Here is a 24,877-nt window from a genome sequence, read left to right on the forward strand (position 1 = left end):
AATTTTATTTGAAATTTTGTCAGAAAAAAACAATTGAATGAACTTAAGACAAAGAAAATCAAAAATAGCCACGAATAAATTTTTACAGTTATGACTCAAAAGGCTAAATTAAATATTGGATGGAGCAATACTATTTTGTAATATTGCGATACAAATTAACAAATAACAATCAACTGTTTTACCCCAAATCAGCCTAAATTAAAATTATGAAAAAACAACTAACACTTATTTTATTATTATTTGCAGGATCAATAGGATTCTCTCAAACACTGGACTGCAGTAAACTTAAAAACATCAAAGCGTATAACCCGGATTATCCTAAAAAAACATTTGTGATAAAAGGCGCAACTCAAGAAAGTTATGACAACGGAGTGCTTCAGTTAGTTTGGAGCGTAAAGTGGTTAAGCGACTGTGAATATGAAGTTACCTGTACTAAAAAACTTGTACCATCACAAATGGAAGTTGGAGATAAAATCGTAATGACGATTATCAGTATTGACGGTGATTGTTTTACCGTTAGAAGAACCTTTCATGCTAAAAATTTTCCAGATGGAGATGTAGATTCAGAAAACACTTTCTGCATATCAAAGTAAAAGAATAGTTCACAAATCAGTACAAACAAAAACTCCGGTAAAGTGTGATTTTAAATCTCAAATTACTGGAGTTTTTATTTTTTTACCAAATCCACCATTCAACTTTTGCACTTAAATACTGTTCCCGGCTCTTAGTTCCGCTTTACGAGAGATAAAGAGAATAAAGATTATCAGCTGCAAATTTATTATAATGTGCTACCTATATACCAATCTGAAATGAGGTTTCGCCCAAACATCTTTTACCGCAGTTGACACAAACGTTGGAACAATAGTAAATTTAGTCATAGTCATCTGTCCAAAATCCTGCGTACCGTCTTTTCCCCAAGTCATATCAAATTCATGGAGTAAATACAGCCAGTCTTTTAAAAACCAAGTTCCCCTCGCTCCAAAAGCAATATCCTGTTTTCGATTAAGAAAAAAAAAAATGAAGATTATCCTGAGAGTCAGAAGTACAATTGGCAAAGCCAAACAATTGCTGTTTTATTTTGAGAAGAAAGAAGAAAATATTAAAAACTACATTTTCAAATAAAAGTCCTTTGTCAGTTCGATATAATCTGGAGTGTAAATATGCCGTGCAGTTTCAATGATTAATTCATCTACAGAAAATTTGATAATTTCATTTCGGCTAAAAGCCAATAAACTGCGTTTGGTTTGACTGTTTGGAGTTCCTTTAACGCGAGTGATTTTCAAGGGAAATAATTCATATTCTTTTGCAAGAGCTATAAATTTCTCTTCTTCTTTAAAAGGAATGATAACTGTAAATATTCCGTTTTCGGAAAGCAGTAAAGCAGCTGCTTCTATTAATTCTTCAAAAGGCATAGCGTCCTGAAAGCGCGCTAAATCTCTTTGATCGTCACTTGATTTATAATCTTCACTATAAAAAGGAGGATTGGAAACAATTAGATCGTATTCATCTTCCGGCTCTTCAACAAATTCATCCAGACCAGCGTGAAAACAAAACAAGCGATCGTTCCAAGGAGAGTTTTCAAAATTATCCGCAGCTTGTTCGTAAGCCTCTTCGTCAATCTCTAAAGCATCAATTTGTTCCGCCGCACTTCTTTGCGCAAGCATCAAAGCAATTATTCCAGTTCCAGCTCCAATATCTAAAACACTGAAAGGATTATTAACAATAGGAGTCCAAGCACCTAGTAAAACGCCGTCAGTTCCAATTTTCATAGCACATCTATCCTGTTCAACAGAAAATTGTTTGAATTCAAATTTTGGCATAGAGATTTTAGTTTGGTGATTCCTTAATTGCAGATTTTTTAGATTAACCGATTAAACACACGAGCAAAGCGAATTGACGAAGTAAATTACCGATTTAATTTTCTACAAATACATTTCAATTAATCCTTCAGGCAAATCCATAATGACTTTTTTGTTTTCTCTGTCAATTTTAACCAAGAAATGATCAATCATTGGAATTAAGATTTCGGCATCTCCTTTAAGAACTTCAAAAAGAGGCTGCGCTGTAGTATCGTTGATAGACTGAATTTCACCAACATAACCAAGACGTTTATCTTCTACTTCAAAACCAATTACTTCATGAAAGTAGAATTTATTACCCGTAAGTTTGGGCAGCATTTTAAGAGGAAGGTAAAGATCACTGCCTAAAAGACCATCTGCAGCTTCTTCAGTGTTTACATCTTCAAAACGGATACGAAGAAAATCGTTTTTGTGAAGTGAACAGTTTTCAATAAAAAAAGGAATCAAGTGTTTGTTACATTCAACAAACACTGATTCCAAGTTTTCGTATAACTCAGGTTCGTCTGTATCTAAATAAGCTAAGACTTCACCTTTGAAACTGAATTTTTTGGCGATTTTGCCCAAATAGAAACAATCTTCTTTACGCATTTTCGCCTACTAAATTATGCTTCTGATTCGTTATTTTCTTCTGCAGCAGGAGCTTCTTCAGCTTCAGCAACAACTTCTTCTTCAACAGCAGGAGTTGCAGCAGCAATAGCATCAGCTTCTGCTTGAGCAGCATCAGCAATACGTTTTGCATTTACAGCTTGTTCTGCTTTCAAAGCTTTTGCTTTAGCATCAGCCTGCGCTTTTGATAAACCATCTTTTTTAGCATCAACTTTTCCAGCTTTAGCTTCTAACCAAGCTGCTAATTTTGCATCAGCTTGTTCTTGAGTCAAAGCACCTTTACGAATACCTCCATCAAGGTGGTGTTTCAATAAAGCTCCTTTGTAAGAAAGAATAGCTTTTGCTGTATCAGTAGGCTGAGCACCATTGTGCAGCCATTTTACAGCACTATCCAAGTTTAACTCGATAGTTGCAGGATTTGTGTTTGGATTGTAAGTACCTATTTTCTCTAGGTATCTACCATCTCTTTTTGAGCGAGCATCAGCTGCTACAACCCAGTAAAAAGGTTTTTGTTTTTTACCGTGTCTTTGTAATCTAATTTTTACTGACATAATCGTATGATTAAATTTTGAGGTACTCGACCTCGATTAATTAAGGGTGCAAAGATACATCTTTTATTGAAACAATCTAAAAAGTTTATTCTTTTAATAAGCAACAGTTTAATTAGTTATATTTTTATTTTATTTTTGAAAAGAGAAAACAACTTCATGAATTCAAAAAACCCTCTATTTTTAACATAAAAATTGAAATATATGCGCAGATTTTTTTTGATTACAATACTCCTGTTTATTTTAGCATCCTGTGAAGATCAGGTAAAATTCAACAACCCCGCGGTTCAAGGACTAAAAGACAATATAATCTGGAGAGCCGGTTTATTTAATATCACTCAATCATCTGATGGATCATTAACAATCATAGCTTATCAAAAAAATGACGCTTTACTATTAAAAACAGCTGGCAATGCAGTTAAAACGTATCCGCTTGGAACAGATACTGCCAGCAAAGCAGCATTGACAGAAAAAACAGACGGCGTCACAACGGTTTTTTCAACCGGCAAAAATATAGGTAACGGACAAATTACAATTACAGAATGGGATGCCGTAAATCATACGGTTACCGGCGAATTTAATTTTAATGCTAAAAACGAATCCACAAATCCTTCTGCCAAACCGAATGTGAATTTTCAAAAAGGAGTTTTTTATAAAGTCCCTGTTACAACGGAAACCAATTTAACAAAGAACACTGCCTCTTTTTAATTTTTTGCCTATAAAAAATTAACATTGTCAAACATTAAAAAAAGAAAACCATAAAACACATATATAATAACAAACCCTATTTAAGCTGATTTTGAAATTAATATATTGTGAAAAAAAGTTTTGGAATGTTAAATTAAAAAGCAAACTAGACAAGAAAACAGAATGTTTTCACAAATTATCCAATAAATAAGCTAATTCATAGTTGATTAGAAAAAAAATAGAGTACATTTGTTTCAATTATTATAAATAAGTACATATGAATATTTTTGTTGGAAGCCTTCCATTCAGTATTGAGGAAGCAGATTTAAAAGAGTCTTTCGAGGCATACGGAGCAGTTGATTCAGTTAAAATCATCACTGATAAATTTACTGGAAGAAGTAAAGGCTTTGGTTTTGTTGAGATGCCAAATGATGCGGAAGCTCAAAAAGCAATTGACGAATTGAACGGAGCAACTGTTCAAGGACGTGCAATCGTTGTTAACAAATCTGAGCCAAAACCAGAAGGTGAAAGAAGAAGTTTCAACAACAACCGTGATTCTCGCGGTGGTTACGGAAACAACCGCGGTGGTGATAACCGTGGAGGTGGAGACAGAGGAAGATATTAATATTTTTTTCAATCATACATAAAAAAAGCCGTTTCAATAATTTTGAAACGGCTTTTTTCATAAGAAGTCAATCCAAAAAAATCAGATCATTATCTGAAAAATCCAATATCTCAGAAACTGAGGCATGTTTCATAATTTCATCAATCCCCTTCTGAACCCTTAATTCAGTTGTATATTTTCTGCTTAAAGCAAAAGGTGCATCATCTAAAAAGAGCCTGAAAAAATATTTCCCGCCAGCCGATCTGTGCTTTTCGAAAGACGCTAAGCCAATATTACTTTTAAAATATTCAATCGCTTCTTCACATTCAAATTTAAGCTCATACTTCATGCTTGTAAAAATCACCTTCCCTTTTTTAGAAGTAAACACAAACTTATACTGATCATCAAATCTCTTACTAATAACAAAAGCCCCCATTTAATTTCAGATTTAAGATTTAAGAATTCAGATTGCAGATTTAAATTACAAAAAATTCAAATTCCTGACTTTCAAACTAAATGATTCACAATGAATTTTGCACATAAAAAAAGCTCCAAACATAGTTTGAAGCTTTCTTGTACTCAGAGCGGGACTTGAACCCGCACGAACATTGCTGTTCACTGGATTTTAAGTCCAGCGTGTCTACCAATTTCACCATCCGAGCATAACACGATGAGCGAAAAACGGGGCTCGAACCCGCGACCTCGACCTTGGCAAGGTCGCGCTCTACCAACTGAGCTATTTTCGCATTTCATTCTTAAAAAGAACCGCAACACTTGGTTAGTATTGCGGTTGCAAATTTAGAACTTTTATTCAATTACACAAACCTTTTTTTCAAAAAAATTAAAGATAAAAATTAACATTCTGACAACGATAACTTTAAACCTGCAAAAAATTATTTTCTCGACAGCATTCTTTTAATTTCATTGAGTTTCATCAATGCTTCTACAGGAGTTATGGCGTTTATATCTAAGTTAACGATCTCTTCCTTAATTTCCTCAAGCAATGGATCATCCAGATTAAAGAAGCTCATCTGCATTTCTTCCTTCTCCGATTTTATGCCGTTCAAAACATCGCTCGAATGGTTTTTTTCCAGTTTCTTCAGCATTTTTTGCGCTCTTGAAATCACTAGCTGAGGCATTCCGGCCATTTTTGCCACATGGATACCAAAACTATGCGCACTTCCTCCTTTTACCAGTTTTCGGATAAAAAGCACTGTATCCTTCAGTTCTTTCACAGAAACATTGTAATTCTGAATTCGAGGCATTGTTTCGCTCATTTCATTCAATTCGTGATAATGTGTCGCAAACAATGTTTTAGCCTTCGATGGATGCTCATGCAAAAACTCAGCAATTGCCCAAGCGATTGAAATTCCGTCATAAGTACTCGTTCCTCTTCCAATCTCATCCAAAAGCACCAGACTTCGATCAGATATATTATTCAAAATAGAAGCCGTTTCATTCATCTCCACCATAAAAGTAGATTCTCCCATCGAAATATTATCCGAAGCACCTACTCTTGTGAATATTTTATCGACAATTCCCATCCTCACACTTTCAGCAGGCACAAAACTCCCCATTTGCGCCAGCAACACAATCAAAGCCGTTTGACGCAATATTGCCGACTTACCCGACATATTTGGTCCGGTAATCATAATCAATTGCTGTGTTTCTCTGTCTAAATAAACATCATTCGTGATATACGGAACCCCGACAGGCAATTGCTTCTCAATTACAGGATGCCTTCCCTCTTTAATATCCAATTCGAAAGTTTCGTCTATTTCCGGACAAACATATTTATTTTCGATTGCCAGTTGCGTAAAACAACACAAACAATCCAATTGCGCTACCAAATTAGCATTCATCTGAACCGGCTTGATGTATGTTGCTATCCAGCTCACCAATTGTTCAAACAAATCACTTTCTATCTTTTGAATTCTTTCCTCCGCTCCCAGAATTTTTGTTTCATATTCTTTCAGTTCCTCAGTAATATATCGTTCTGCACTTACCAGTGTCTGCTTTCTGATCCATTCTTCAGGAACTTTATCTTTATGTGTATTTCGGACTTCAATATAATAACCAAATACGTTATTGAATGATATTTTCAACGAAGAAATCCCAGTTCGTTCTGACTCTCTCTTTTCGATTCCTTCCAAAAACTGTTTCCCGGAAGTTGATATTTCACGAAGCTCATCCAATTCGGCATTAATTCCTTTGGCAATAGCATTTCCTTTAGCAATCGCAACAGGCGCATCCTGATTTAGAGTTGTCTGTATTTTTTCGCGAAGCAGATCACAGCTGTGCAGACTGTCACCGATAACTTTTACTGCTTCCTGCGGACTTGATAATGCTAAAGTTTTTATCGGAATAATTGCATCCAGCGATTCTTTCAGATAAACCACTTCTCGGGGCGAAACTTTTCCTGTTGCAATTTTGGAAATCAAACGTTCCAGATCAGAAATCTGCTTTATCTGATGTTGAATATTCTTTAAAACATCTTGGTTTTCATTTAAATATGAAACCACCTGATGACGGCTTTTTATTTTATTACTGTCTTTCAGAGGCAATGCCAGCCAGCGTTTCAACAAACGTCCTCCCATTGGCGAAAGCGTTTTATCAATTACATCCAGCAGTGTAACAGCATTTGGATTGTAACTATGATACAATTCGAGGTTGCGGATCGTAAATCGGTCCATCCAGACATAAGCATCTTCGGCAATCCTGTGAATCGCAGTAATATGCTGTACTCTGTTATGCTGTGTTTCGGACAAATAATAAAGAATCGCCCCCGATGCGATGATTCCCTCTTTTAATTCCTCAACACCAAAACCTTTTAAAGAAACCGTCTGAAAATGTTTGGTCAGCGTTTCAACCGCATAATCTTCTTTGAAAATCCAATCTTCTAAATAAAAATTATGAAAGTCTTCTCCGAAAATCTCACGAAATTCACTTTTATTATTTTTTGGAACTAAAACCTCACTCGGATTGAAATTCTGCAGTAGTTTATCAATGTATTCAGCATTACCCTGTGCAGTAAGAAACTCTCCGGTAGAAACATCCAGAAAAGAAAGCCCAATTATTTTATTAGCAAAATAAACCGCAGCAAGAAAATTATTTGTTTTCGAATGCAAAACCTCATCATTCATTGAAACTCCAGGCGTAACAAGCTCTGTAACACCGCGTTTAACGATAGTTTTGGTCATTTTGGGATCTTCCAGCTGATCGCAGATAGCCACTCGAAGTCCTGCTTTTACTAATTTAGGCAGATAAGTATTAATCGAATGATGCGGAAAACCGGCAAGTGCAGTCTCTGTTTCAGAACCAGCGCCTCTTTTTGTCAATGTGATTCCTAAAATCTTAGAAGCCCGAACAGCATCCTCTCCAAAAGTTTCATAAAAATCCCCAACCCTAAACAGCAGGCACGCATCAGGATATTTCCTTTTGATTTCGTTGTACTGCTTCATTAATGGAGTCTCTTTGACTATTTTATCTTTTGCTGCCAAAATTGTTGTATTTGAATGAATAAAAAACTCAGCGAATTTATAATTTTAAACCACAAAAAACTAAGACGAAAAAAATTAAATTAGTTTTAAGAAAAATTTACAATTCATTTTTGTTAATTTGTATAAATTTGCGAACCAATTTCAATGATATTATGAAAAAAATATTTCTATTAGCTATGCTAACCGTTTTAGGAACAACGTTTTCTAACGCACAAGAGACCTCAAAGAAGGTTAAAAAAGCAAAAACAACTACTGTCGCTTTACCAAAAGTAGAAGGTGCAGGAATGGTTTTTGAAAGCGAAACGATTGATTACGGAACTATCGCCCACAATGCTGAGCCAAACCGTCAGTTTGTTTTCACTAACAATGGCAACAAACCATTAATTATCACAAACACTCAAGGATCTTGCGGATGTACAGTACCTACAACACCAAAAGAACCAATCGCTCCTGGAGCTAAAGGAGTTATTGGAGTAAGATATGCGACTGACAGAGTAGGTGCATTTACAAAAACTGTAACTGTAACTTCAAATGCTGAAGGGCAGCCAACAAAAGTACTTACTATAAAAGGAACTGTTTTACCAGATGCAGCACCAGCTGCAACAAAAAGCTAATATTACTTTTTTTATCAAATAAAAGAAAGGCTTCCTGATTTTGGGAAGCCTTTTTTATAAACACTATTTACATGAGAAAACTTGAAAACAGCGAACTGGAAAGAAAATCTGTTGAAGATTTTAAGAAATCAGAAAAAACACCATTGATTTTGGTTTTGGACGACATCCGTAGTCTGCATAATATAGGATCTGTTTTCAGGACAGCCGATGCTTTTTTGATTGAAAAAATAATCTTATGCGGTATCACCGCAACACCTCCAAATAAAGAAATTCACAAAACTGCTCTTGGTGCTACAGAAACAGTTGTTTGGGAACATAATGAGAATGTGCTGGAAGTTATTGCAGACCTAAAAAAACAAAATATCATAACTCTCGCCATTGAACAAGTAGAAAGCTCAGTCTTTCTGCAGGACTTCAAAGTCGACAAAAATCAGAAGTATGCTTTAGTATTTGGAAACGAAGTCTATGGCGTAGCACAGGAAGCTGTAGCTTTGTGCGACGGATGCATTGAAATTCCGCAATTGGGAACGAAACATTCATTAAATATTTCAGTAAGTGCCGGTATTGTAGTATGGGATTTATTCAAACAATTTAACTTCTAAAAGTTAATTTCACAACTAGACATTATTTTATCTAATAATCTTTTATACAAAGTTTTGCATTTTAATATAAAAGCTTATTTTTATAAAATGAAAATTAATTATCTCTTAAATACAGCAATATTTTTTGTGCTTTTTGTTTATAATTTGAGTTTTGCAAATCCTATTAGTCATCTTCCGAAAAAAGAAACCACGAGATCGTCAATTACTCTAAAAAAAAGCAGATATAATATAGTCAATAAAATTATATTAACAGCAGAAGAAAATCAAACACAATTTTCTTTAACCTCTGCAAATATAGCAACCAATATTATTCCTCCTTCAATTACAGCAGATGGAGATCAGACATATTGTCCCCAAACTTATTTAAAAATTGCAAAAAATGTAGTCATAAACCACGATCCATCAGATATTGGTACGGAGGCTGTATATATTCAGATATCTTCTGGTTATGTAAATGGTCAAGACCTTCTTCAGTTAAGCAATACCTCTATCTCTTCAAATCTTTCAATAATTGGCACTTTTAACGCATCCGAAGGAAAACTAAAACTATATAGCCCAACAGGCAATATAATACCGTATGAAGACTTTGCAGCCGCTATTGAAGAAGTAGAATTTTTCAATTCATCTCTAACACCATCTGGTAATCGAAATTTCTCCATTAGTATTGGCACAGGACAGCTAAGTTATCTGCCCCGAAATGGTCATTACTACGAATACGTTGCTTCTCTAGGAATAAATTGGACAAAAGCAAAAGACGATGCTACAACAAAAACCTATTATGGTTTACAAGGATATTTAGCAACATTGACAGCTGCTGACGAAGCACAATTGGCAGGAGCTCAAGCCCCAGGAACAGGCTGGATTGGTGGAAGCGATGCCGAAAAAGAAGGGGAATGGAAATGGGTTACCGGACCTGAAGCAGGAACTGTTTTTTGGAATGGTAAAGGTAACGGCAGTACACCAAATTATGCAAATTGGAATTCACCAAACGAACCTAATGATAATAATAACAATGAAGATTATGCCCATATAACATCTCCTGCTGTAGGAAGGCCAGGAACTTGGAATGATCTTCCTGAAAAAGGTGATCCGCCTGGTAACTATTATCCTTATGGCTATATTGTAGAATATGGAGGTATGCCTAACGATCCTGTTTTAGTACTTTCAGCCAGTACTTCGCTGACAATTGCAGCTATAACAGGCACCACCGCTGGATCAAGATGTGATACAGGAACAGTTACACTTCAAGCTACAGCTACTGCAGGAATCATTAATTGGTATGATGCTTCAGTTGGAGGAAATTACATAGGCAGTGGTTCAACTTTTGCAACACCCAATTTAACTGCAACAACATTTTTTTATGCAGAAACTGCCACTACTGGCTGTACAACTACCAGAACAGCTGTTGAAGCAAAAATAATTAACACACCAACCATTACAGGCACTAACACGCCAGCACACAACTGTGGCTCTGGATCATTCACATTAAAAGCCACTCCTTCCGAAGGAACTATAAATTGGTATTCACAAAATGGCGGAGCTATTGTAGGATCTGGATCAACTTATATAACTTCAAATATCACTAACAATACGACCTATTATGCGGAAGCTGTTAACAATGGATGTATCAACAAAACAAAAACTCCTGTTGATTTAATTATTTATCCTCTTCCTCCTGTGAATGATCAAACTCTCACAAAATGTGTTTCACAAACTATTACTTTAGACGCTGGTATTCCCAACATGACTTATCTTTGGTCAACAGCCGCCACAACACAAATGATACCTGTTGTTGATAAAGGAATTTACACAGTAACTGTAACCAGTCTTGCTCCAGAAAACTGTTCCAACAAAAAAACAATTACTGTTTCGGAAAATAATAAACCTGAAATAAAAAATATAAAAGTCGACGAAGCAACCGTTACAATTGAACTGGTAAAAACCGAAGATTATTTTGAATACTCAATAGACGGCATTAATTATCAAAGCTCTAATGTATTCACGAATGCACCAAGCGGACTGCAGACAGCATATGTCCGTGAAGTTAAATTATGCAGCAGTGATCAGAAAACATTTATAGTAATTATCATTCCTAAATTTTTCACACCAAATAATGATGGCTATAATGATGTTTGGGAAGTAAAAGGCCTGATAAATTATCCTTTAGGCGAAGTAACTGTTTTTGACCGCTACGGAAAATTAATTACATTTCTTAATAGTTACAACTACACTTGGGATGGTACATTTAACAAAAATCTGTTGCCAGCTTCTGATTATTGGTATGTACTAAAGTTAGATAAAAACAGTCCGGAAGTAAAAGGTCATTTTTCTCTGAAGAGATAATCACAGATTACTTTTCTTCTGAATTTCATTCAGAATATAAATATAATCTTCCTGACTGCCTACAAAATCACGGTCGGAAACATCAACAACCAAAACATTCAAATCTGTCTGGGTCTTGATGTATTCTAAGTAGCCTTTGTTTATTTTGTCTAGATATTCGGCAGTGATATCCTGCTCATAACTTCTGCCGCGGTTTTTTATATTTTGCAGTAAGCGATCAGTATTTTGATACAGGTAAATGTATAGATCCGGTTTTGGCATTTCTTTGTAAATGATGTCAAACAGCGTACGGTACAATCGAAATTCATCAGCTTCCAAAGTAATTTTGGAAAACAACAAGGATTTAAAAATATGATAATCGGCAATAATAAAATCTTTAAACAAATCAAACTGCGATAAATCATCGGATAACTGCTGATACCTGTCTGCTAAAAAAGACATTTCTAACGAAAAAGCATACCGGCTTTGATCTTCATAGAATTTGGGCAAAAAAGGATTGTCTGCAAAACGCTCCAAAACTGTTTTAGCATTAAAATCCTGAGCCATTTTTAGTGCCAATGTTGATTTCCCTGCACCAATATTTCCTTCAATGGCAATGTAATTATACTGATTTAACCGAATGGAATTCAAAGGATTTATCAGTTCCTGAACTATCTCGCAAACGCTGTCATCTGGAGTTATTTCAATTAATTCGGGAATTGTTTTTTTCAAAACAGGATGAACCCAGTCTAGCTTTAAATCCTGAAAAGGAAGTAAAACAAATTTTCGGTTCTGCATCAAAGGATGGGGAATCTGCAGATGTTCGGAATCAATTATTTCAGAATCAAAAGCAATCAGGTCAATATCAATATTTCTGGATTGATATCCCGCGTTTTCACTTCGGATTCGGCCTAGCTGTTTTTCAACGGCCAAAACTTCCTCCAGAATCTGTTCCGCTTTTTTAAAAGTATGCATAACTAAAGCACAATTATAGAATGCCTCACTTTCAAATCCCCAAGAAGGAGTTTCATACAAATTGGACACTTTAATAATAGTTCCAACTTCGTGATGAATTAACTCCAGACACAATTCGATATTTTTTAACCGATTGCCCTGATTACTCCCCAAAGATAAAATGACTTGATGCTGTAGTTCCATATTAAGCACAAATTAACTAAAAGAATTTTAGAATAGCAGTATATTTGCCCGCAGTGTTTCAATTTATTTTCATTCACAGCTGTAACAAATCAGCGCATTTAAATACATATCAATAAAATAGAATTTATGAGATTTTTAGGAAATGTAATGGCTACCATCATTGGTATTTTTGTTTTTTTCATGCTTTTTTTCTTTGGCATACTACTCATTGGCGCTCTTTTTGGAGGCGAAGCTGAAGGAGTTGAAGTCAAAAGCAATTCGGTTATCGAATTAAACTTAGAAGATATATCCAATGATTATGCGGGTAAATACAAAGACCCATGGATGGATGTCTTTTCAGAAAAGAAAAAAATCGGTCTTAGTGATATTATCAATGCCATTGGTGCAGCAAAAACAGACAGCGACATCAAAGGAATATCTATTTTAAACCAAAATTCTTCTTTAGGATTAGCGCAAAGCAAAGAATTGAGAGAAGCGCTTAATGACTTCAAAAAATCCGGAAAATTTGTTATGGCCTATGCCAATGATTATTCACAAAGAGATTACTATCTGAACTCTGTTGCCAATACAGTATATTTAAATCCGGCCGGCGATCTTGATTTCAAAGGATTATCTACCGAAATAATGTTCTTCAAAGATTTACAGGAAAAAACAGGAGTAAAAATGGAAGTTATCCGTCACGGAAAATACAAAAGTGCTGTCGAACCTTTCCTTGAAAATAAAATGAGTGATGCCAATAGAGAGCAGACTACTGCTTTGCTAAATTCTGTATGGAGTTCAGTTCTCGAAGATATTTCAGCAAGCCGTCATATTTCAACGGCTAGGTTAAACGAAATTGCTACCGGCTTATTGGCAAGAACTCCGGAAATGGCCAAAGCCAATAAACTTATTGATATTGTTGCTTACGAAGATGTATATCATCAGGCTATCAAAAATGCTCTAAAAGTGGCAAAAGATGAAGATTATAACAAAGTTTCCATTACTGATTATGCTCAAAAAACAGCAACTACATCAATCCTTTCAGATACAGATAATCAAATAGCTGTTATCTACGCTCAAGGCGAAATTCAAGGCGGTGAAGGTGATGTTGACGTAATTGGCGAGGGTTCTATGCGTCGTTCCTTTCAGGAAGCCAGAAAAAACAAGGACATAAAAGCGGTTGTGCTTCGTGTGGACAGCCCAGGAGGAAGCGCTCTGACATCGGATTTAATCTGGAGAGAAATCGAATTGACCAAAAAAGTAAAACCCGTTGTGGTTTCTATGGGTAATTATGCTGCCTCTGGCGGATACTATATTTCATGCAATGCCAATACTATTTTTGCCGAAAAAAACACAATAACAGGTTCTATCGGAGTCTTTGGAGTTTTACCAAATTTCAGCCAATTGTCAAACAAGATTGGAATTAATACGGAACAGGTAACAACAAATGAAAATTCAAATTATAGTCCGTTTGTTCCTTTAAACGAGAAATACAAAAAAGTGACTTTAGAAGGAATCGAGCGCGTATACAAAACTTTTGTAACCCATGTTGCCGAAGGCAGAAAAATGACTTTTGCCCAAGTAGATTCTATTGCACAAGGCCGTGTCTGGACTGGTATTGAAGCGAAAAGAATTGGTTTAGTTGATAAAATCGGGAATTTAAATGACGCTATAAAAGAAGCTGCTTCATTGGCCAAGATAAAAGACTATTCAACTCAGAATTTTCCTGAATACGAAAAAGATTTTGCCGATGTATTTGCAAACATTCCTTTTGCCAAATCAAAAGAAGCTTTAATTAAAGAAGAAATAGGCGAAGAAAATTATTTCCTTTTGCAGCAGGTTAAAAAAGTACAGCTTCAAAAAGGTATCCAGGCCAGAATGCCTTTTGAGATAAACATTCAATAGAATTTGACATCTTAAAATAAAAAATGTAAATTTGACTATAAATTAAACATCATGAAAATTAATAATTTACATGTAAAAATTGACCAATTACCTTTTTCTTTACAAGAGGAAGTAAATATTTTTATTGATCAATTATTAGCCAAAATACCAGAAAAAAAAGAAAAGAAACAGCCTGTTTATGGATCTATGAAAGGAAAAATTAAAATTCTTGATGGTTTTGACGATCCTTTGGAAGATTTTAAAGATTACATATAAATGAATTTGCTGCTTGACACGCATACACTGCTTTGGTATTTTGAAGCAGATGAAAAATTATCAGAGAAAGCAAAAACAGCAATTGAAAATCCTAAGAATAAAATATTCATCAGCATTGCTGTCATTTGGGAATTATCAATAAAAATCAGTATCAATAAAATTAATTTTGAAGACGGTTTTGTAAATTTTCTAAAAACAATAAACAAAAACGGAATTGAAATCCTGCCCATCTCTATAGAAAGCCTTATTGTATTGTCCACTTTAGAATTCATTCACAGAGATCCTTTCGATAGAATAATGATTGCTCAATCTATTTCTGGGAAACTAACATTCATAACAAAAGATGAATTCATGCCAAAATATGACATAAAAACTATTTGGTAATCCATTTTCATAAATCCGTTTGAGAAATACTTAAACGGATTTTTTATGAATTTTTTATAAATCCTAATCTCTTAAAAACTTATTTTTGTAAACAATAACCCAAATTACTAAACTTATATGCTAAAGAAAATCCTAAAAATCGCTGGAATTGTATTGCTTCTGCTGACAATTTCCCTATTTGCAATTCCATATTTCTTTAAAGACCAAATAAAAGCCAAAATTACTGAGGCTATCAACGAAAAAGTAGATGCCAAGGTTTCTTTCGCAGATGCTGATTTGAGTTTATTCAAAAATTTCCCCAAAGCTACAGTTGTTTTAGACAAGCTGTTAATTATCAACAAAACTCCATTTGAAGGAGACACATTGGTTTCATTGGGAGAATTGAACTTAAAAATGTCTATCAAAGAATTATTTAAGGGAAAGGAAGAAGCCATGGAAATCGAAGGAATAACATCTAAAAATGGTTTTATCAATATTATATTCAACAAAGACGGAATTGGAAATTTTGATATTGCTCTAAAGGATAACAAACCAAAAGAAGATACCAAAAGTGATCCAATGTCATTGAAAATTCAGAAATATCAAATTGAGAATTTCAAGTTTCAATATTTTGATGAAGGATCGCAGATGAGAATGATTATTGACAGTTTAAACCATGAAGGAACAGGAGATTTTAGCGGTTCAAAGCTGGATTTAGACACCAAATCGACTGCCAAAGTATCATTTGACATGGGCAAAATCAATTACATGAAAAACGTTGCACTGTCACTGGATGCCGTTCTTGGTATTGATTTAGAGAAAAGCAAATATACTTTCAAAGAGAATAAAGCCTTAATCAATCAGCTGCCATTAGAATTTGACGGTTTTATACAAATGGCCGAAGCAGGACAAGTATATGACCTGAAATTCAAAACACCAACTTCTTCTTTCAAAAACTTCTTAGGACTGATTCCTGCTGCTTATTCTTCCAGCTTGGAAGGCGTAAAAACTACAGGAGATTTTACGGTTAATGGTTTTGCAAAAGGCACACTTACGGACACTACTATTCCAAAATTCAATATTGCCATTGCTTCCAATAATGGATCATTTCAATATCCGAACCTGCCAAAATCAGTGCAAAGCATTGTAATTGATACCAAAATCGTAAATGAAACCGGTATCATGAATGACACTTATGTTAATCTGGACAAACTTTCTTTTAGAATCGATCAAGACGTTTTTGATGCCAAAGCCAATATAAAAAATATCAGTACCAATGCACTTGTTGACGCTGCTTTGAAAGGAACTATCAATTTAGCCAATCTTTCCAAAGCCTATCCTATAAAACTTGAAAAACCGCTTACCGGTATTCTTAAAGCCAATGTAACCACCAAATTTGACATGGCTTCAGTTGAAAAAAGCCAATACCAAAACATCAATAATGCAGGAACTATCGGCTTGACAGGGTTTAATTATGATGACGGAAATGGCAAAAACATGACCATCAGCAATGCTTTGGTACAATTCAACCCAAGTCAGGTTAACCTGAAACAATTTAATGCCAAAACAGGGAAAAGCGACCTTAGTGTAACTGGAGTTTTAGATAATTTTTATGGCTTCATGTTCAGAAAACAAGAGCTGAAAGGAAATTTCAATTTATCATCCAATCAGCTTGCCGTAAGTGATTTTATGACTGCCAGCACGGCTCCCGCTAATGCTGAAACAACAGAAGCAAAAGAAACTGCAAAAAAAACAGCTAAATCTGAGCCTTTAAAAATACCGGCTTTCTTAAATTGTACGCTTACCGCAAAAGCAAATACGGTTTTGTACGACAACCTGACATTGAAAGCTGTTTCGGGTAAAATGACCATTAAAGATGAAAAAGTTTCCTTGACAGATGTAAAAACATCCATTTTTGGAGGAACAATTGGAGCCAATGGTTCTGTTTCGACCAAAGGAAAAACGCCGGTTTTTGATATGGATTTAAATTTAAATCAAGTTGATATCCAGCAGAGTTTTACCCAATTGGATATGCTGAAAAAAATAGCCCCAATTGCAGGTATCGTAAATGGAAAAATAAACACCGCTATCAAATTAAACGGAAATCTGGACGCTGCAGAAATGACTCCGGATTTGAAAACAATTTCAGGAGATTTGATCGGGCAATTGCTTTCAACAACTATAAATTCCAATAATTCGACAGTATTAAAAGCGTTGACTTCCAATGTTAAATTTGTTGATTTAAATAAAGTAAATCTTAATGACATCAAGGCTGCATTGACTTTTAAAGATGGAAAAGTAAATGTCAAACCATTTGAAATAAAATATCAGGATATAAAAGCGACTGTTGGCGGCAGCCATGGTTTTGATCAAAATATGGATTACAACATCAAGTTTAATGTTCCTGCTAAATATTTAGGCAAAGAAGCCAATGCTTTTATTTCGAAAATGTCTCCAGCCGATGCCGCGAAATTTGAGAATATTCCGATAACAGCGTTAATGACTGGCAATTTCAGTAATCCGAAAATCTCAACCGATATGAAAACGGTGATGACTAATCTGACGAAAGAATTAGCCAAACAGCAATCGGATAAACTGCTGAAAAAAGGAACTTCAGAACTAGAAAAATTATTGAGTAAAAACCAAAAAACGGATACCGACACTACTAAAACCAATACTCAAAAAGAAGATATTAAAAAGAAAGCCGGCGATTTACTAAATGGTTTATTCAAAAAGAAAAAACCAGCAGAGCCAGTAACTCCTCAAAATTAAACTTAAAAAGCCGTCTCACAATACAAAAATTGGAGACGGCTTTTTTGATTTTTATGCTTGTCCATTAATCTCTTTTATGAAAAAAATTGGCCACAGATTGCACGGATTGAACAGATTGGCACGGATTTAAAAACTTAGTGAAGTTCTATTTGTTTTATGTAATTGTCTTTCTTTCCTTATTCTATAATACTCCATCAACAGGTTCCCAAAGTTCTATTTTATTTCCTTCGGAGTCCATGATGTGAATGAATTTTCCATAATCGAAGGTTTCCATTTCATCGAGGATGGTCACGCCGTTGGCTTTTAGATTTTTTACAAGTTCTTCGATATTCTGAACCCTGTAATTAATCATGAATTCCTTTTTGGAGGGAGAAAAATATTCACTTCCACTCTTAAAGGGACTCCACTGCAGTTGATTCACTTCATCGGGTTTGTTGATATTTCGGGATTCAAAAGTGGAACCCCATTCATTGACATCAAGCCCTAAGTTTTTAGCATACCATTCTCTGGTTTCAGCCGGATTGTCTGAAAAAAAGAATATTCCGCCGATTCCAGTTACTTTTGGGGTTTTGTCTTCTGTTTTGTTTTTTGAATCTTCCATAATGTTTGTGTTTATTTTTTATTCAATTTTTATTTCCTAAACGTAGCTGTTATTTCTAGAACGCAAAAAGGCAAGCTCATTATTATCTGTAAAAATATAAATCATTTGAAATAATTTTGCATACAGTTTTTATTCGTTTACTTATTTATAAGCATATTGTTTTTCAATTAGATAGGGAAGCTAACTTTTATCGTTTCAGTGTAAAATGTCCCGAAAAAACTGTCTTATCATCAAGGCTGGTCTTAAACCAATAATCATCAGACGGCATTTTTTTTCCATTATAAAAACCATTCCAACCTGAATCATTAAAAGATAATGTTAGTAATAACTTCCCATATCTATCATATATATATGTTTTAGAACTCGGATATTTTTTTATACCCTTTATTTGCCAAAAATCATTATATCCATCATCATTTGGAGTAAAGAACTTCGGATAATCAACTATAGTGACTTCTTTAGAATCTTCACCACAACCTCCTTTATCTCTTACAAACACTAGATAGTTTCCTCCTTGAATATTATAAAAATAATTACTGTCTTGATAATTTTTACCATCTATAGAATATTCAAAATCACCATCACCCGCTGCAACAATTTGAATAAAATTATTCTCTGACAACTCTTTATATTTTACTTCCGTAATAGTTGGAAGGGCTGACCTTATTAATTCAAGTTCAAAACTATTTTCGCAAGAAATATTATTTTGAAATTTAGTGACTGTTAGTATATAATTTCCAGAATTACCCAAATCGGCTCCATAAGTATTTGAAACAATGCTGCCATCTTGAAATTTCCAACTATAAACATCTAAATTATTATCAACGTTTACATGTAATGAAGGCTCCAGATCGCATAAAATATAACTTTTCTCTATCCTTATACTTGGCAGTTCATTCACTATTAAATCGAAACTTGTCTCAGCATTACAAAGACTATTTTTTTCATTCTCTACCTTTACTTTTATAGTTTGGAATTTTGATTGTGTATTTCTAAATAAAGTCGGCAAAGGACTTGATAAATTATTTCCATTACTATCAAAATACATTATTTTCAAACCTAATTGATTCCCTATAATTTCAGTTCCTATATTAGACAAGTCAAAACTGGCAAAACCATTACCTTCGTCACATGCGTATCTATTGGCCGGTTTATTAATTTGGGGTTGTGAAGATGTTTTTAAAACTAACGGTGTTTCCACATAACAATTAGTTAAGCTATTTGTTACTCTAACGGTAATTATCTCCCTGTTGTTAGTCGAGTTTGTGTAGGGATTCGGTAAGGGACTTGGTAATTCATTTCCAATAGCATTAAAATAAGAAACTTTCATTCCGATTTGATTTCCTAAAACAGTCGATTCAACATTTGAAGTATCAAAATATTCTGAAATCCCATCATTATTGTTATCACATCCTAGAAGTTCCTGCAAAGGATTTGCTGTTGGCAATGGACTCACTATTAATTTAAAAGTTGATTCATTGTAGCAATTTGTATTTGTATTTATGACTTTCACTTTTATTATTTCTTCCTTGGCAATTTGATTTGTAATTGCATTTAATGGAGTTGGTATTTTCTGTCCGCTTTGATGATAAAATTCAACTTTTATATCTGTTGCAGCTCCTACAATTATTGTTTCTAATGACTTTAAATTAAATTGCTCAAAACCATCTGTATCATTATCACAGACAATTAAATCAGAAACAGCCGATAAGTTTGGCATTGGATTTACAATTAAATCAAAAGTGATTTCAGAATAACAGCAAAGGTTATCTTTATGACTAACTCTTACTGTTATGGTTTCCCTATCTTTAATGGTATTAGTGAATGGATTAGGTAACGATTTGTATTTATTCCCCATCCCATCGATGAAAGTAACATCTTTATCAATTTGTCCTCCTAAGACCTGCTGAGTAACACTTGAAACATCAAAAGATGTTGAAATGCCCGTACCAAAACTACTTTCACATGCATAAATATTATTAATACCATAAGCTTTTGGAGGTTCTTTTGCATCGATTGTTTCGGTTAAAGTTTCAACTGTTCCATCTTTTGCAGTAACAATAGCGGTAACTGTATATGTTCCATCTGCAGAAAAATCATGAAACGGAGATAAATCTGTAGATGTATTGGCAACTCCTGAAACTGGATCTCCAAAATCCCATACTATTGAAGCAATTCTTGTCTTATCATCAATACTGAATTCCTTTAAAAATTCAGAACAGATATTTGAAAAATTCATTTCAAAATGATTGGAAACATTTTTTACATTTCCCGTTACGTTGATATAGAAATTTGCATTTGATATTCCATCATCAGCAGTAGAGAAATATTTATTATATCCAATATCAGGTGAACGACTGCACCCTTTAAACCAAGAAATACCATTATCTTGTTTTGAACCAGCTATAAAAGCAACTGTTGAACCACCACCTAATACAGGGTTACTACCTTTCTGAACTTCGACTAGTATTTTTTCAACACCTGCAGGTATTTTAATTGGAGTATTAAAATCTATTTGGATTATTTCAGAATTATCACGGCCTTCGGCTGGAGGAAGATCTATGGTTTGGCTACTACCAATTAAATCTGTTTGTGAAAAAGAGACAGGAAAATTATTATCAATTTTATAAATATTAAAAGTAGCAGTGGCACCCCATGCTGTACCATTAACCCCAACCTGCCCAGAAGTAATTACAAATTCTTCATTAGGCGATATTCCAAAATCTTTTAAGTTAAAATCTCTAGCCCAATAATAAGTTGATCCATAACAACCATACATATCTGTTTTCACTAAATCATCACATACGTTATGAGAGATTCGGGTTACTGAACCAGAACTTTTTGTATTTAAAACTTCACCTGTAACATTTATATAAAAGTTAGCATTGGGTACAGGAATAGTTAAATCTGTTGTTGGAGTCAAAAGATGCTTTTTATCACAACCTATATACCAAGAATCTCCATTGTCTAGTTGTGTACCAGCAACAAATACTTCTGATCTTGTATAATTAGGATAATCTTGTCTCTTATTGACCATGACTAATATTTTTTCAACGCCTGCAGGAACAATGATGGGTTCATCAAAATCTAGTTTCATAATTTCTGGATTACCATCAATAGTTTTAGTAGATAAAACTCCCCGAGTTCCTAGTACTGGCTTTTCAAAATAAGAATTATAGATATCGGGAAATCTTTCATCAAATATGTAAACCGAAAAATACAATTTGGCACCAATATCGGATTTAGCAATTCCAATCTGCCCTGATCTAATAATAAATTGTTCATTTGGAGCTATACCAAAATCTGACAACTTAAATACTCTACCCCAATTTTCATCTTCTAGACAAGAATACATATCTGTCCTAATAAGAGTTGTCCCAATGTTATTGGTCAGAGTTATTTGAGCATTTATGCAGTGAAAAGACAGAAAAATTAGAAGTAGAATTGTATTTTTCAATTTATTTTGGAAATGTACTTTCATTCTTTTTATATTATTTCTGCTTAATTTCAATATTTTTATACACAAAACTTTCTCATATATATCCAACAAAAATGAATAATTTCATAAAAATTTACTTCACACATTACTCCTCAAATATATTAATTTATTCCTACAAATAATCTTGTTTATCCCGCTAAACTGTGAGGGATAGCAATGAAAAGCCCGCAGACAAGTGTAGCGACAGCGGAACTTGTCGAGGACTTGCAATGAATAGCCCGACAGCCACAAAGAAAAAGGGCTATCACCGCAAAGTAAATAGCCCTTTTTCTTTGTGGGTGGCACGCCAAAACGACAATAATTTTTATACATTAATCGAAACTACATACCCCTCAAAACCTCGGACATTGAAAACGGTTCCATCTTCAAAAATGAGGTACTGCCCTTTGATTCCTATCAGCTTTCCTGTGAAATAAGGTGTTTTTTCCAGACTTAGGCTAGCAATTTTTTTGGGATAATTCAAAACCGGAAAATGCATTTCGTACAAGTCATTTTTATCCAAATGATAAAATTCCTGTACTTCTGCAGGGATGAGATTTTCAAGCTTTAATTTCTCGGCAATTAAATCAACAGGCAGGACATCATTTTGAAGCATTTTGCGCCAATTGGTTTTATCTGCATAATGATTTTTTAGGGAAACCTCGGTAATTCCTGCCAAATATCGGTTGGGCACTTCGACGATTGAAATCGCCTGAGTCGCACCCTGATCGATCCATCGTGTAGGCATTTGCGTTTTGCGTGTTACCCCTACTTTGACTTCGCTGGACAAGGCCAAATAAACGATGTGAGGCTGTAACTGCACTTTTTGTTCGTATTCCAAATCACGGTCGGCAATGCCAAGATGGGCGGTGCTCAGCTCGGGTTTCATGATCCAGTCGCCCACTGCCGGACTCGAATAAAAACAGTCGTAACAGAATCCCTGACGGAATATTTTTTTCTTTTTATTGCAGTTCAAACATTGGTAGCCTTCAAAATTAATTTCCAGCTCCTTGTTTAACAGCTGATTCATATTTAAAAAACTGTTTTCGAAAACCAGATAATATTGGATGGGATTCCCGAATTCTGTCTGCATTTTAGAAAGTACTCCTTGGTATGTCATTGGGATTTTAGATTGTTGATTTATGATTGCAAATGGCTGGACTATTCGCTTGAGTTTTGAATATTTGATAAAAATCGAATTGTTTTTTACAAAAAAACACTATTTTTGGTACAAGAGCAAAGTTAGCATTTGTCAATCGATATTCAAATTTTAAATTTCTGTCTTTTTCTATTTAGGAAAAAATCCGAGATCTAAAATCGTTAATCTAAAATCTAAAATCTCCATGCCTTTATCCATTATAAATTCTATCGCTTCCTGGTTCTTGAAACAAAGAATTCACCAAATTGAGCTTTTCCTGAAGTATCCAAATGAGGTTCAGGAAGAATTGCTAATGAATTTAATCCGCTCATCCGAAGAAACGGTTTTTGGCAGACAATATGAGTATTCCTCAATAAAATCATACAAAACCTTTAGCGAAAGAGTTCCTATTTCTTCCTACGAAGATTTGGAACCATTTATAGAACGTACCCGTCAGGGGGAACAAAATGTGCTCTGGAACACTCCTGTAAAATGGTTTGCCAAATCCAGCGGTACTACCAATGCCAAAAGCAAGTTTATCCCGGTAAGCAATGAAGCGCTCGAAGACTGTCATTACAAAGGCAGTAAAGATTTGCTGTGTTTGTATTTGAACAACAATGAAGAATCGGAGATGTTTGTGGGCAAAAGTCTGCGCCTTGGTGGCAGTTCCCAGATTTATGAAAACAAGAATACTTTTTTTGGCGATTTATCGGCCATCTTGATTGAAAACATGCCTATCTGGGCCGAATTTAGCAGTACGCCGAGCAGTAAAATTTCTTTAATGAGCGAATGGGAAACCAAAATGAATGCTATCATCAAGGAAACCCTAAATGAAAATGTGACGAGTTTTGCAGGTGTTCCTTCCTGGATGCTGGTGCTTATGAATAAAGTATTGGAAGAAACCGGAAAAACAAACCTAATGGAAGTCTGGCCCAACTTGGAAGTGTACTTTCACGGAGGCGTAAGTTTTGACCCGTATCGCGATCAGTACCAAAAAATTCTTCCACAAAACCAATTCAAATACTACGAAATATACAATGCTTCCGAAGGCTTTTTTGCCATCCAGGACATAAATGGCTCCAGCGATTTACTGTTAATGCTGGACTACGGGATTTTTTATGAATTTATCCCGATGGACACTTTTGGCACACCAGACCAAAAAGCGATTCGTCTGGCCGATGTTGAATTGTTCAAAAACTATGCTATGGTTATCACTACCAATGGCGGTTTGTGGCGCTATTTAATTGGTGATACTGTACGTTTTACTTCTTTGGACCCGTATCGCGTTCGCGTGACTGGGCGCACCAAACATCACATCAATGTTTTTGGTGAAGAATTAATGGTTGAAAATACTGATCAGGCTATTGCCAAAACCTGCAAAATAACCCAAACCGAGGTCGTCGATTATACGGTTGCGCCTATTTTTATGAAAGACAAGGAAAAAGGAGCTCACGAATGGATGATTGAATTCAAACAGGAACCAAAAGACATCACCGCTTTTCAAAAAATTCTGGACGAAACTTTACAGTCTTTAAACTCTGATTACGAAGCCAAACGCTACAACAATATGACACTGAATCCGCTGGTGATTAATGTCGCCAGAGAACGTTTATTTTATGATTGGCTCAAAGAATGCAATAAACTGGGAGGTCAGCACAAAATTCCTCGTTTATCCAACAAAAGAGACTATCTCGAGCAATTGAAAAAAATGCAGCACTTTGTTAACTTCTAATGAAAAAACTATTCTTTCTTCTAATTATTTTAATCGTTTCCTCCTGTTCTTCTAGTCGTGTATGTGGCGGAAGTGGCGGCAAACGATGCGTGCAAACAGCAAATCCATCCAATACTCAAAACTTTTCTTAAATATTTCTATCTCTTCTTGTAAC

General features: G+C 34.8%; 21 protein-coding genes and 2 tRNA genes. 11 read left to right on the forward strand and 12 right to left on the reverse strand.

The genetic code is table 11. The features are described from left to right. The first annotated feature begins 206 nt into the window (after positions 1–206). Positions 207–593: a hypothetical protein gene (locus IRZ80_RS12090; protein ID WP_194641825.1), complete on the forward strand. Its 387-nt coding sequence runs from the start codon at positions 207–209 to the stop codon at positions 591–593. 195 nt (positions 594–788) lie between these two features. On the opposite strand, the gene IRZ80_RS12095 is transcribed toward IRZ80_RS12090, so the two are convergent. The 4 genes from IRZ80_RS12095 to IRZ80_RS12110 form a co-directional block, all read right to left on the reverse strand. After that, positions 789–1,061, reverse strand: coding sequence for a carbohydrate porin (locus IRZ80_RS12095; RefSeq protein ID WP_194641826.1), 273 nt, complete (start codon positions 1,059–1,061; stop codon positions 789–791). Between the two features lie 45 nt (positions 1,062–1,106). Next, entirely contained in the window at positions 1,107–1,820 is a 714-nt protein-coding gene (locus IRZ80_RS12100) for a tRNA1(Val) (adenine(37)-N6)-methyltransferase (RefSeq protein WP_194641827.1), read from the reverse strand. Between the two features lie 102 nt (positions 1,821–1,922). Next, entirely contained in the window at positions 1,923–2,447 is a 525-nt protein-coding gene (rimM, locus tag IRZ80_RS12105) for a ribosome maturation factor RimM (RefSeq protein WP_194641828.1), read from the reverse strand. Between the two features lie 14 nt (positions 2,448–2,461). Beyond that, positions 2,462–3,016 carry a 30S ribosomal protein S16 gene (locus tag IRZ80_RS12110; protein WP_194641829.1) on the reverse strand — a complete coding sequence of 185 codons (555 nt, stop codon included), beginning with the start codon at positions 3,014–3,016 and terminating at the stop codon, positions 2,462–2,464. A gap of 201 nt (positions 3,017–3,217) precedes the next feature. On the opposite strand from IRZ80_RS12110, the gene IRZ80_RS12115 reads away from it, so the two are divergent. Both IRZ80_RS12115 and IRZ80_RS12120 read left to right on the forward strand, forming a co-directional pair. Continuing rightward, a complete protein-coding gene (locus IRZ80_RS12115; protein ID WP_194641830.1) occupies positions 3,218–3,721 on the forward strand; it encodes a DUF6252 family protein in 504 nt (167 codons plus the stop codon). Between the two features lie 256 nt (positions 3,722–3,977). Further along, positions 3,978–4,325 (forward strand): RNA recognition motif domain-containing protein, encoded by a 348-nt coding sequence (locus tag IRZ80_RS12120; protein ID WP_194641831.1) that lies wholly within the window; start codon positions 3,978–3,980, stop codon positions 4,323–4,325. Positions 4,326–4,392: 67 nt separating this feature from the next. Here IRZ80_RS12120 and IRZ80_RS12125 read toward each other — a convergent pair whose 3' ends face one another. The 4 genes from IRZ80_RS12125 to mutS all read right to left on the reverse strand — a co-directional run bounded on the left by IRZ80_RS12125 (position 4,393) and on the right by mutS (position 7,804). Beyond that, positions 4,393–4,740, reverse strand: a complete 348-nt coding sequence (locus tag IRZ80_RS12125) for a DUF1508 domain-containing protein (protein ID WP_194641832.1) — start codon at positions 4,738–4,740, stop codon at positions 4,393–4,395. A gap of 140 nt (positions 4,741–4,880) precedes the next feature. Beyond that, positions 4,881–4,966: transfer RNA gene (locus IRZ80_RS12130), tRNA-Leu, on the reverse strand. An 11-nt stretch (positions 4,967–4,977) separates the two neighbouring features. Further along, a tRNA-Gly gene (locus IRZ80_RS12135) sits at positions 4,978–5,050 on the reverse strand. Positions 5,051–5,197: 147 nt separating this feature from the next. After that, positions 5,198–7,804 carry a DNA mismatch repair protein MutS gene (gene mutS, locus IRZ80_RS12140; RefSeq protein WP_194641833.1) on the reverse strand — a complete coding sequence of 869 codons (2,607 nt, stop codon included), beginning with the start codon at positions 7,802–7,804 and terminating at the stop codon, positions 5,198–5,200. 152 nt (positions 7,805–7,956) lie between these two features. Between mutS and IRZ80_RS12145 the strand changes: the two genes are divergently transcribed. The 3 genes from IRZ80_RS12145 to IRZ80_RS12155 all read left to right on the forward strand — a co-directional run bounded on the left by IRZ80_RS12145 (position 7,957) and on the right by IRZ80_RS12155 (position 11,363). Then, positions 7,957–8,418 (forward strand): DUF1573 domain-containing protein, encoded by a 462-nt coding sequence (locus tag IRZ80_RS12145; RefSeq protein WP_194641834.1) that lies wholly within the window; start codon positions 7,957–7,959, stop codon positions 8,416–8,418. Positions 8,419–8,489: 71 nt separating this feature from the next. Then, the gene (locus tag IRZ80_RS12150) at positions 8,490–9,020 is read left to right on the forward strand and encodes an RNA methyltransferase (protein ID WP_194641835.1); all 531 of its coding nucleotides are present in this window, start codon (positions 8,490–8,492) and stop codon (positions 9,018–9,020) included. Between the two features lie 87 nt (positions 9,021–9,107). Further along, entirely contained in the window at positions 9,108–11,363 is a 2,256-nt protein-coding gene (locus IRZ80_RS12155) for a T9SS type B sorting domain-containing protein (protein WP_194641836.1), read from the forward strand. Here IRZ80_RS12155 and folK read toward each other — a convergent pair whose 3' ends face one another. Then, entirely contained in the window at positions 11,364–12,500 is a 1,137-nt protein-coding gene (gene folK, locus IRZ80_RS12160; protein WP_194641837.1) for a 2-amino-4-hydroxy-6-hydroxymethyldihydropteridine diphosphokinase, read from the reverse strand. Positions 12,501–12,626: 126 nt separating this feature from the next. Here folK and sppA point away from each other — a divergent pair, with 126 nt between their 5' ends. The 4 genes from sppA to IRZ80_RS12180 all read left to right on the forward strand — a co-directional run bounded on the left by sppA (position 12,627) and on the right by IRZ80_RS12180 (position 17,774). Then, a complete protein-coding gene (gene sppA / locus IRZ80_RS12165) occupies positions 12,627–14,384 on the forward strand; it encodes a signal peptide peptidase SppA (protein WP_194641838.1) in 1,758 nt (585 codons plus the stop codon). 51 nt (positions 14,385–14,435) lie between these two features. Then, positions 14,436–14,639: a DUF2281 domain-containing protein gene (locus tag IRZ80_RS12170; protein WP_194641839.1), complete on the forward strand. Its 204-nt coding sequence runs from the start codon at positions 14,436–14,438 to the stop codon at positions 14,637–14,639. Beyond that, positions 14,640–15,023 carry a type II toxin-antitoxin system VapC family toxin gene (locus tag IRZ80_RS12175; protein WP_194641840.1) on the forward strand — a complete coding sequence of 128 codons (384 nt, stop codon included), beginning with the start codon at positions 14,640–14,642 and terminating at the stop codon, positions 15,021–15,023. A gap of 117 nt (positions 15,024–15,140) precedes the next feature. Further along, positions 15,141–17,774, forward strand: coding sequence for an AsmA-like C-terminal region-containing protein (locus tag IRZ80_RS12180; protein WP_194641841.1), 2,634 nt, complete (start codon positions 15,141–15,143; stop codon positions 17,772–17,774). A 181-nt stretch (positions 17,775–17,955) separates the two neighbouring features. Here IRZ80_RS12180 and IRZ80_RS12185 read toward each other — a convergent pair whose 3' ends face one another. From IRZ80_RS12185 to IRZ80_RS12195, 3 genes are all read right to left on the reverse strand, one after another. After that, entirely contained in the window at positions 17,956–18,375 is a 420-nt protein-coding gene (locus IRZ80_RS12185; protein ID WP_194641842.1) for a VOC family protein, read from the reverse strand. A 187-nt stretch (positions 18,376–18,562) separates the two neighbouring features. Then, positions 18,563–21,856: a T9SS type B sorting domain-containing protein gene (locus IRZ80_RS12190; protein ID WP_194641843.1), complete on the reverse strand. Its 3,294-nt coding sequence runs from the start codon at positions 21,854–21,856 to the stop codon at positions 18,563–18,565. Positions 21,857–22,178: 322 nt separating this feature from the next. Beyond that, a complete protein-coding gene (locus tag IRZ80_RS12195) occupies positions 22,179–22,973 on the reverse strand; it encodes a DUF2797 domain-containing protein (protein WP_194641844.1) in 795 nt (264 codons plus the stop codon). A 223-nt stretch (positions 22,974–23,196) separates the two neighbouring features. Between IRZ80_RS12195 and IRZ80_RS12200 the strand changes: the two genes are divergently transcribed. Further along, the gene (locus IRZ80_RS12200; protein WP_194641845.1) at positions 23,197–24,723 is read left to right on the forward strand and encodes a GH3 auxin-responsive promoter family protein; all 1,527 of its coding nucleotides are present in this window, start codon (positions 23,197–23,199) and stop codon (positions 24,721–24,723) included. Positions 24,724–24,877 lie beyond the last annotated feature (154 nt).

This window comes from Flavobacterium sp. HJJ (assembly GCF_015351475.1).
In the GTDB taxonomy this organism is placed as follows: Bacteria; Bacteroidota; Bacteroidia; order Flavobacteriales; family Flavobacteriaceae; genus Flavobacterium; species Flavobacterium marginilacus.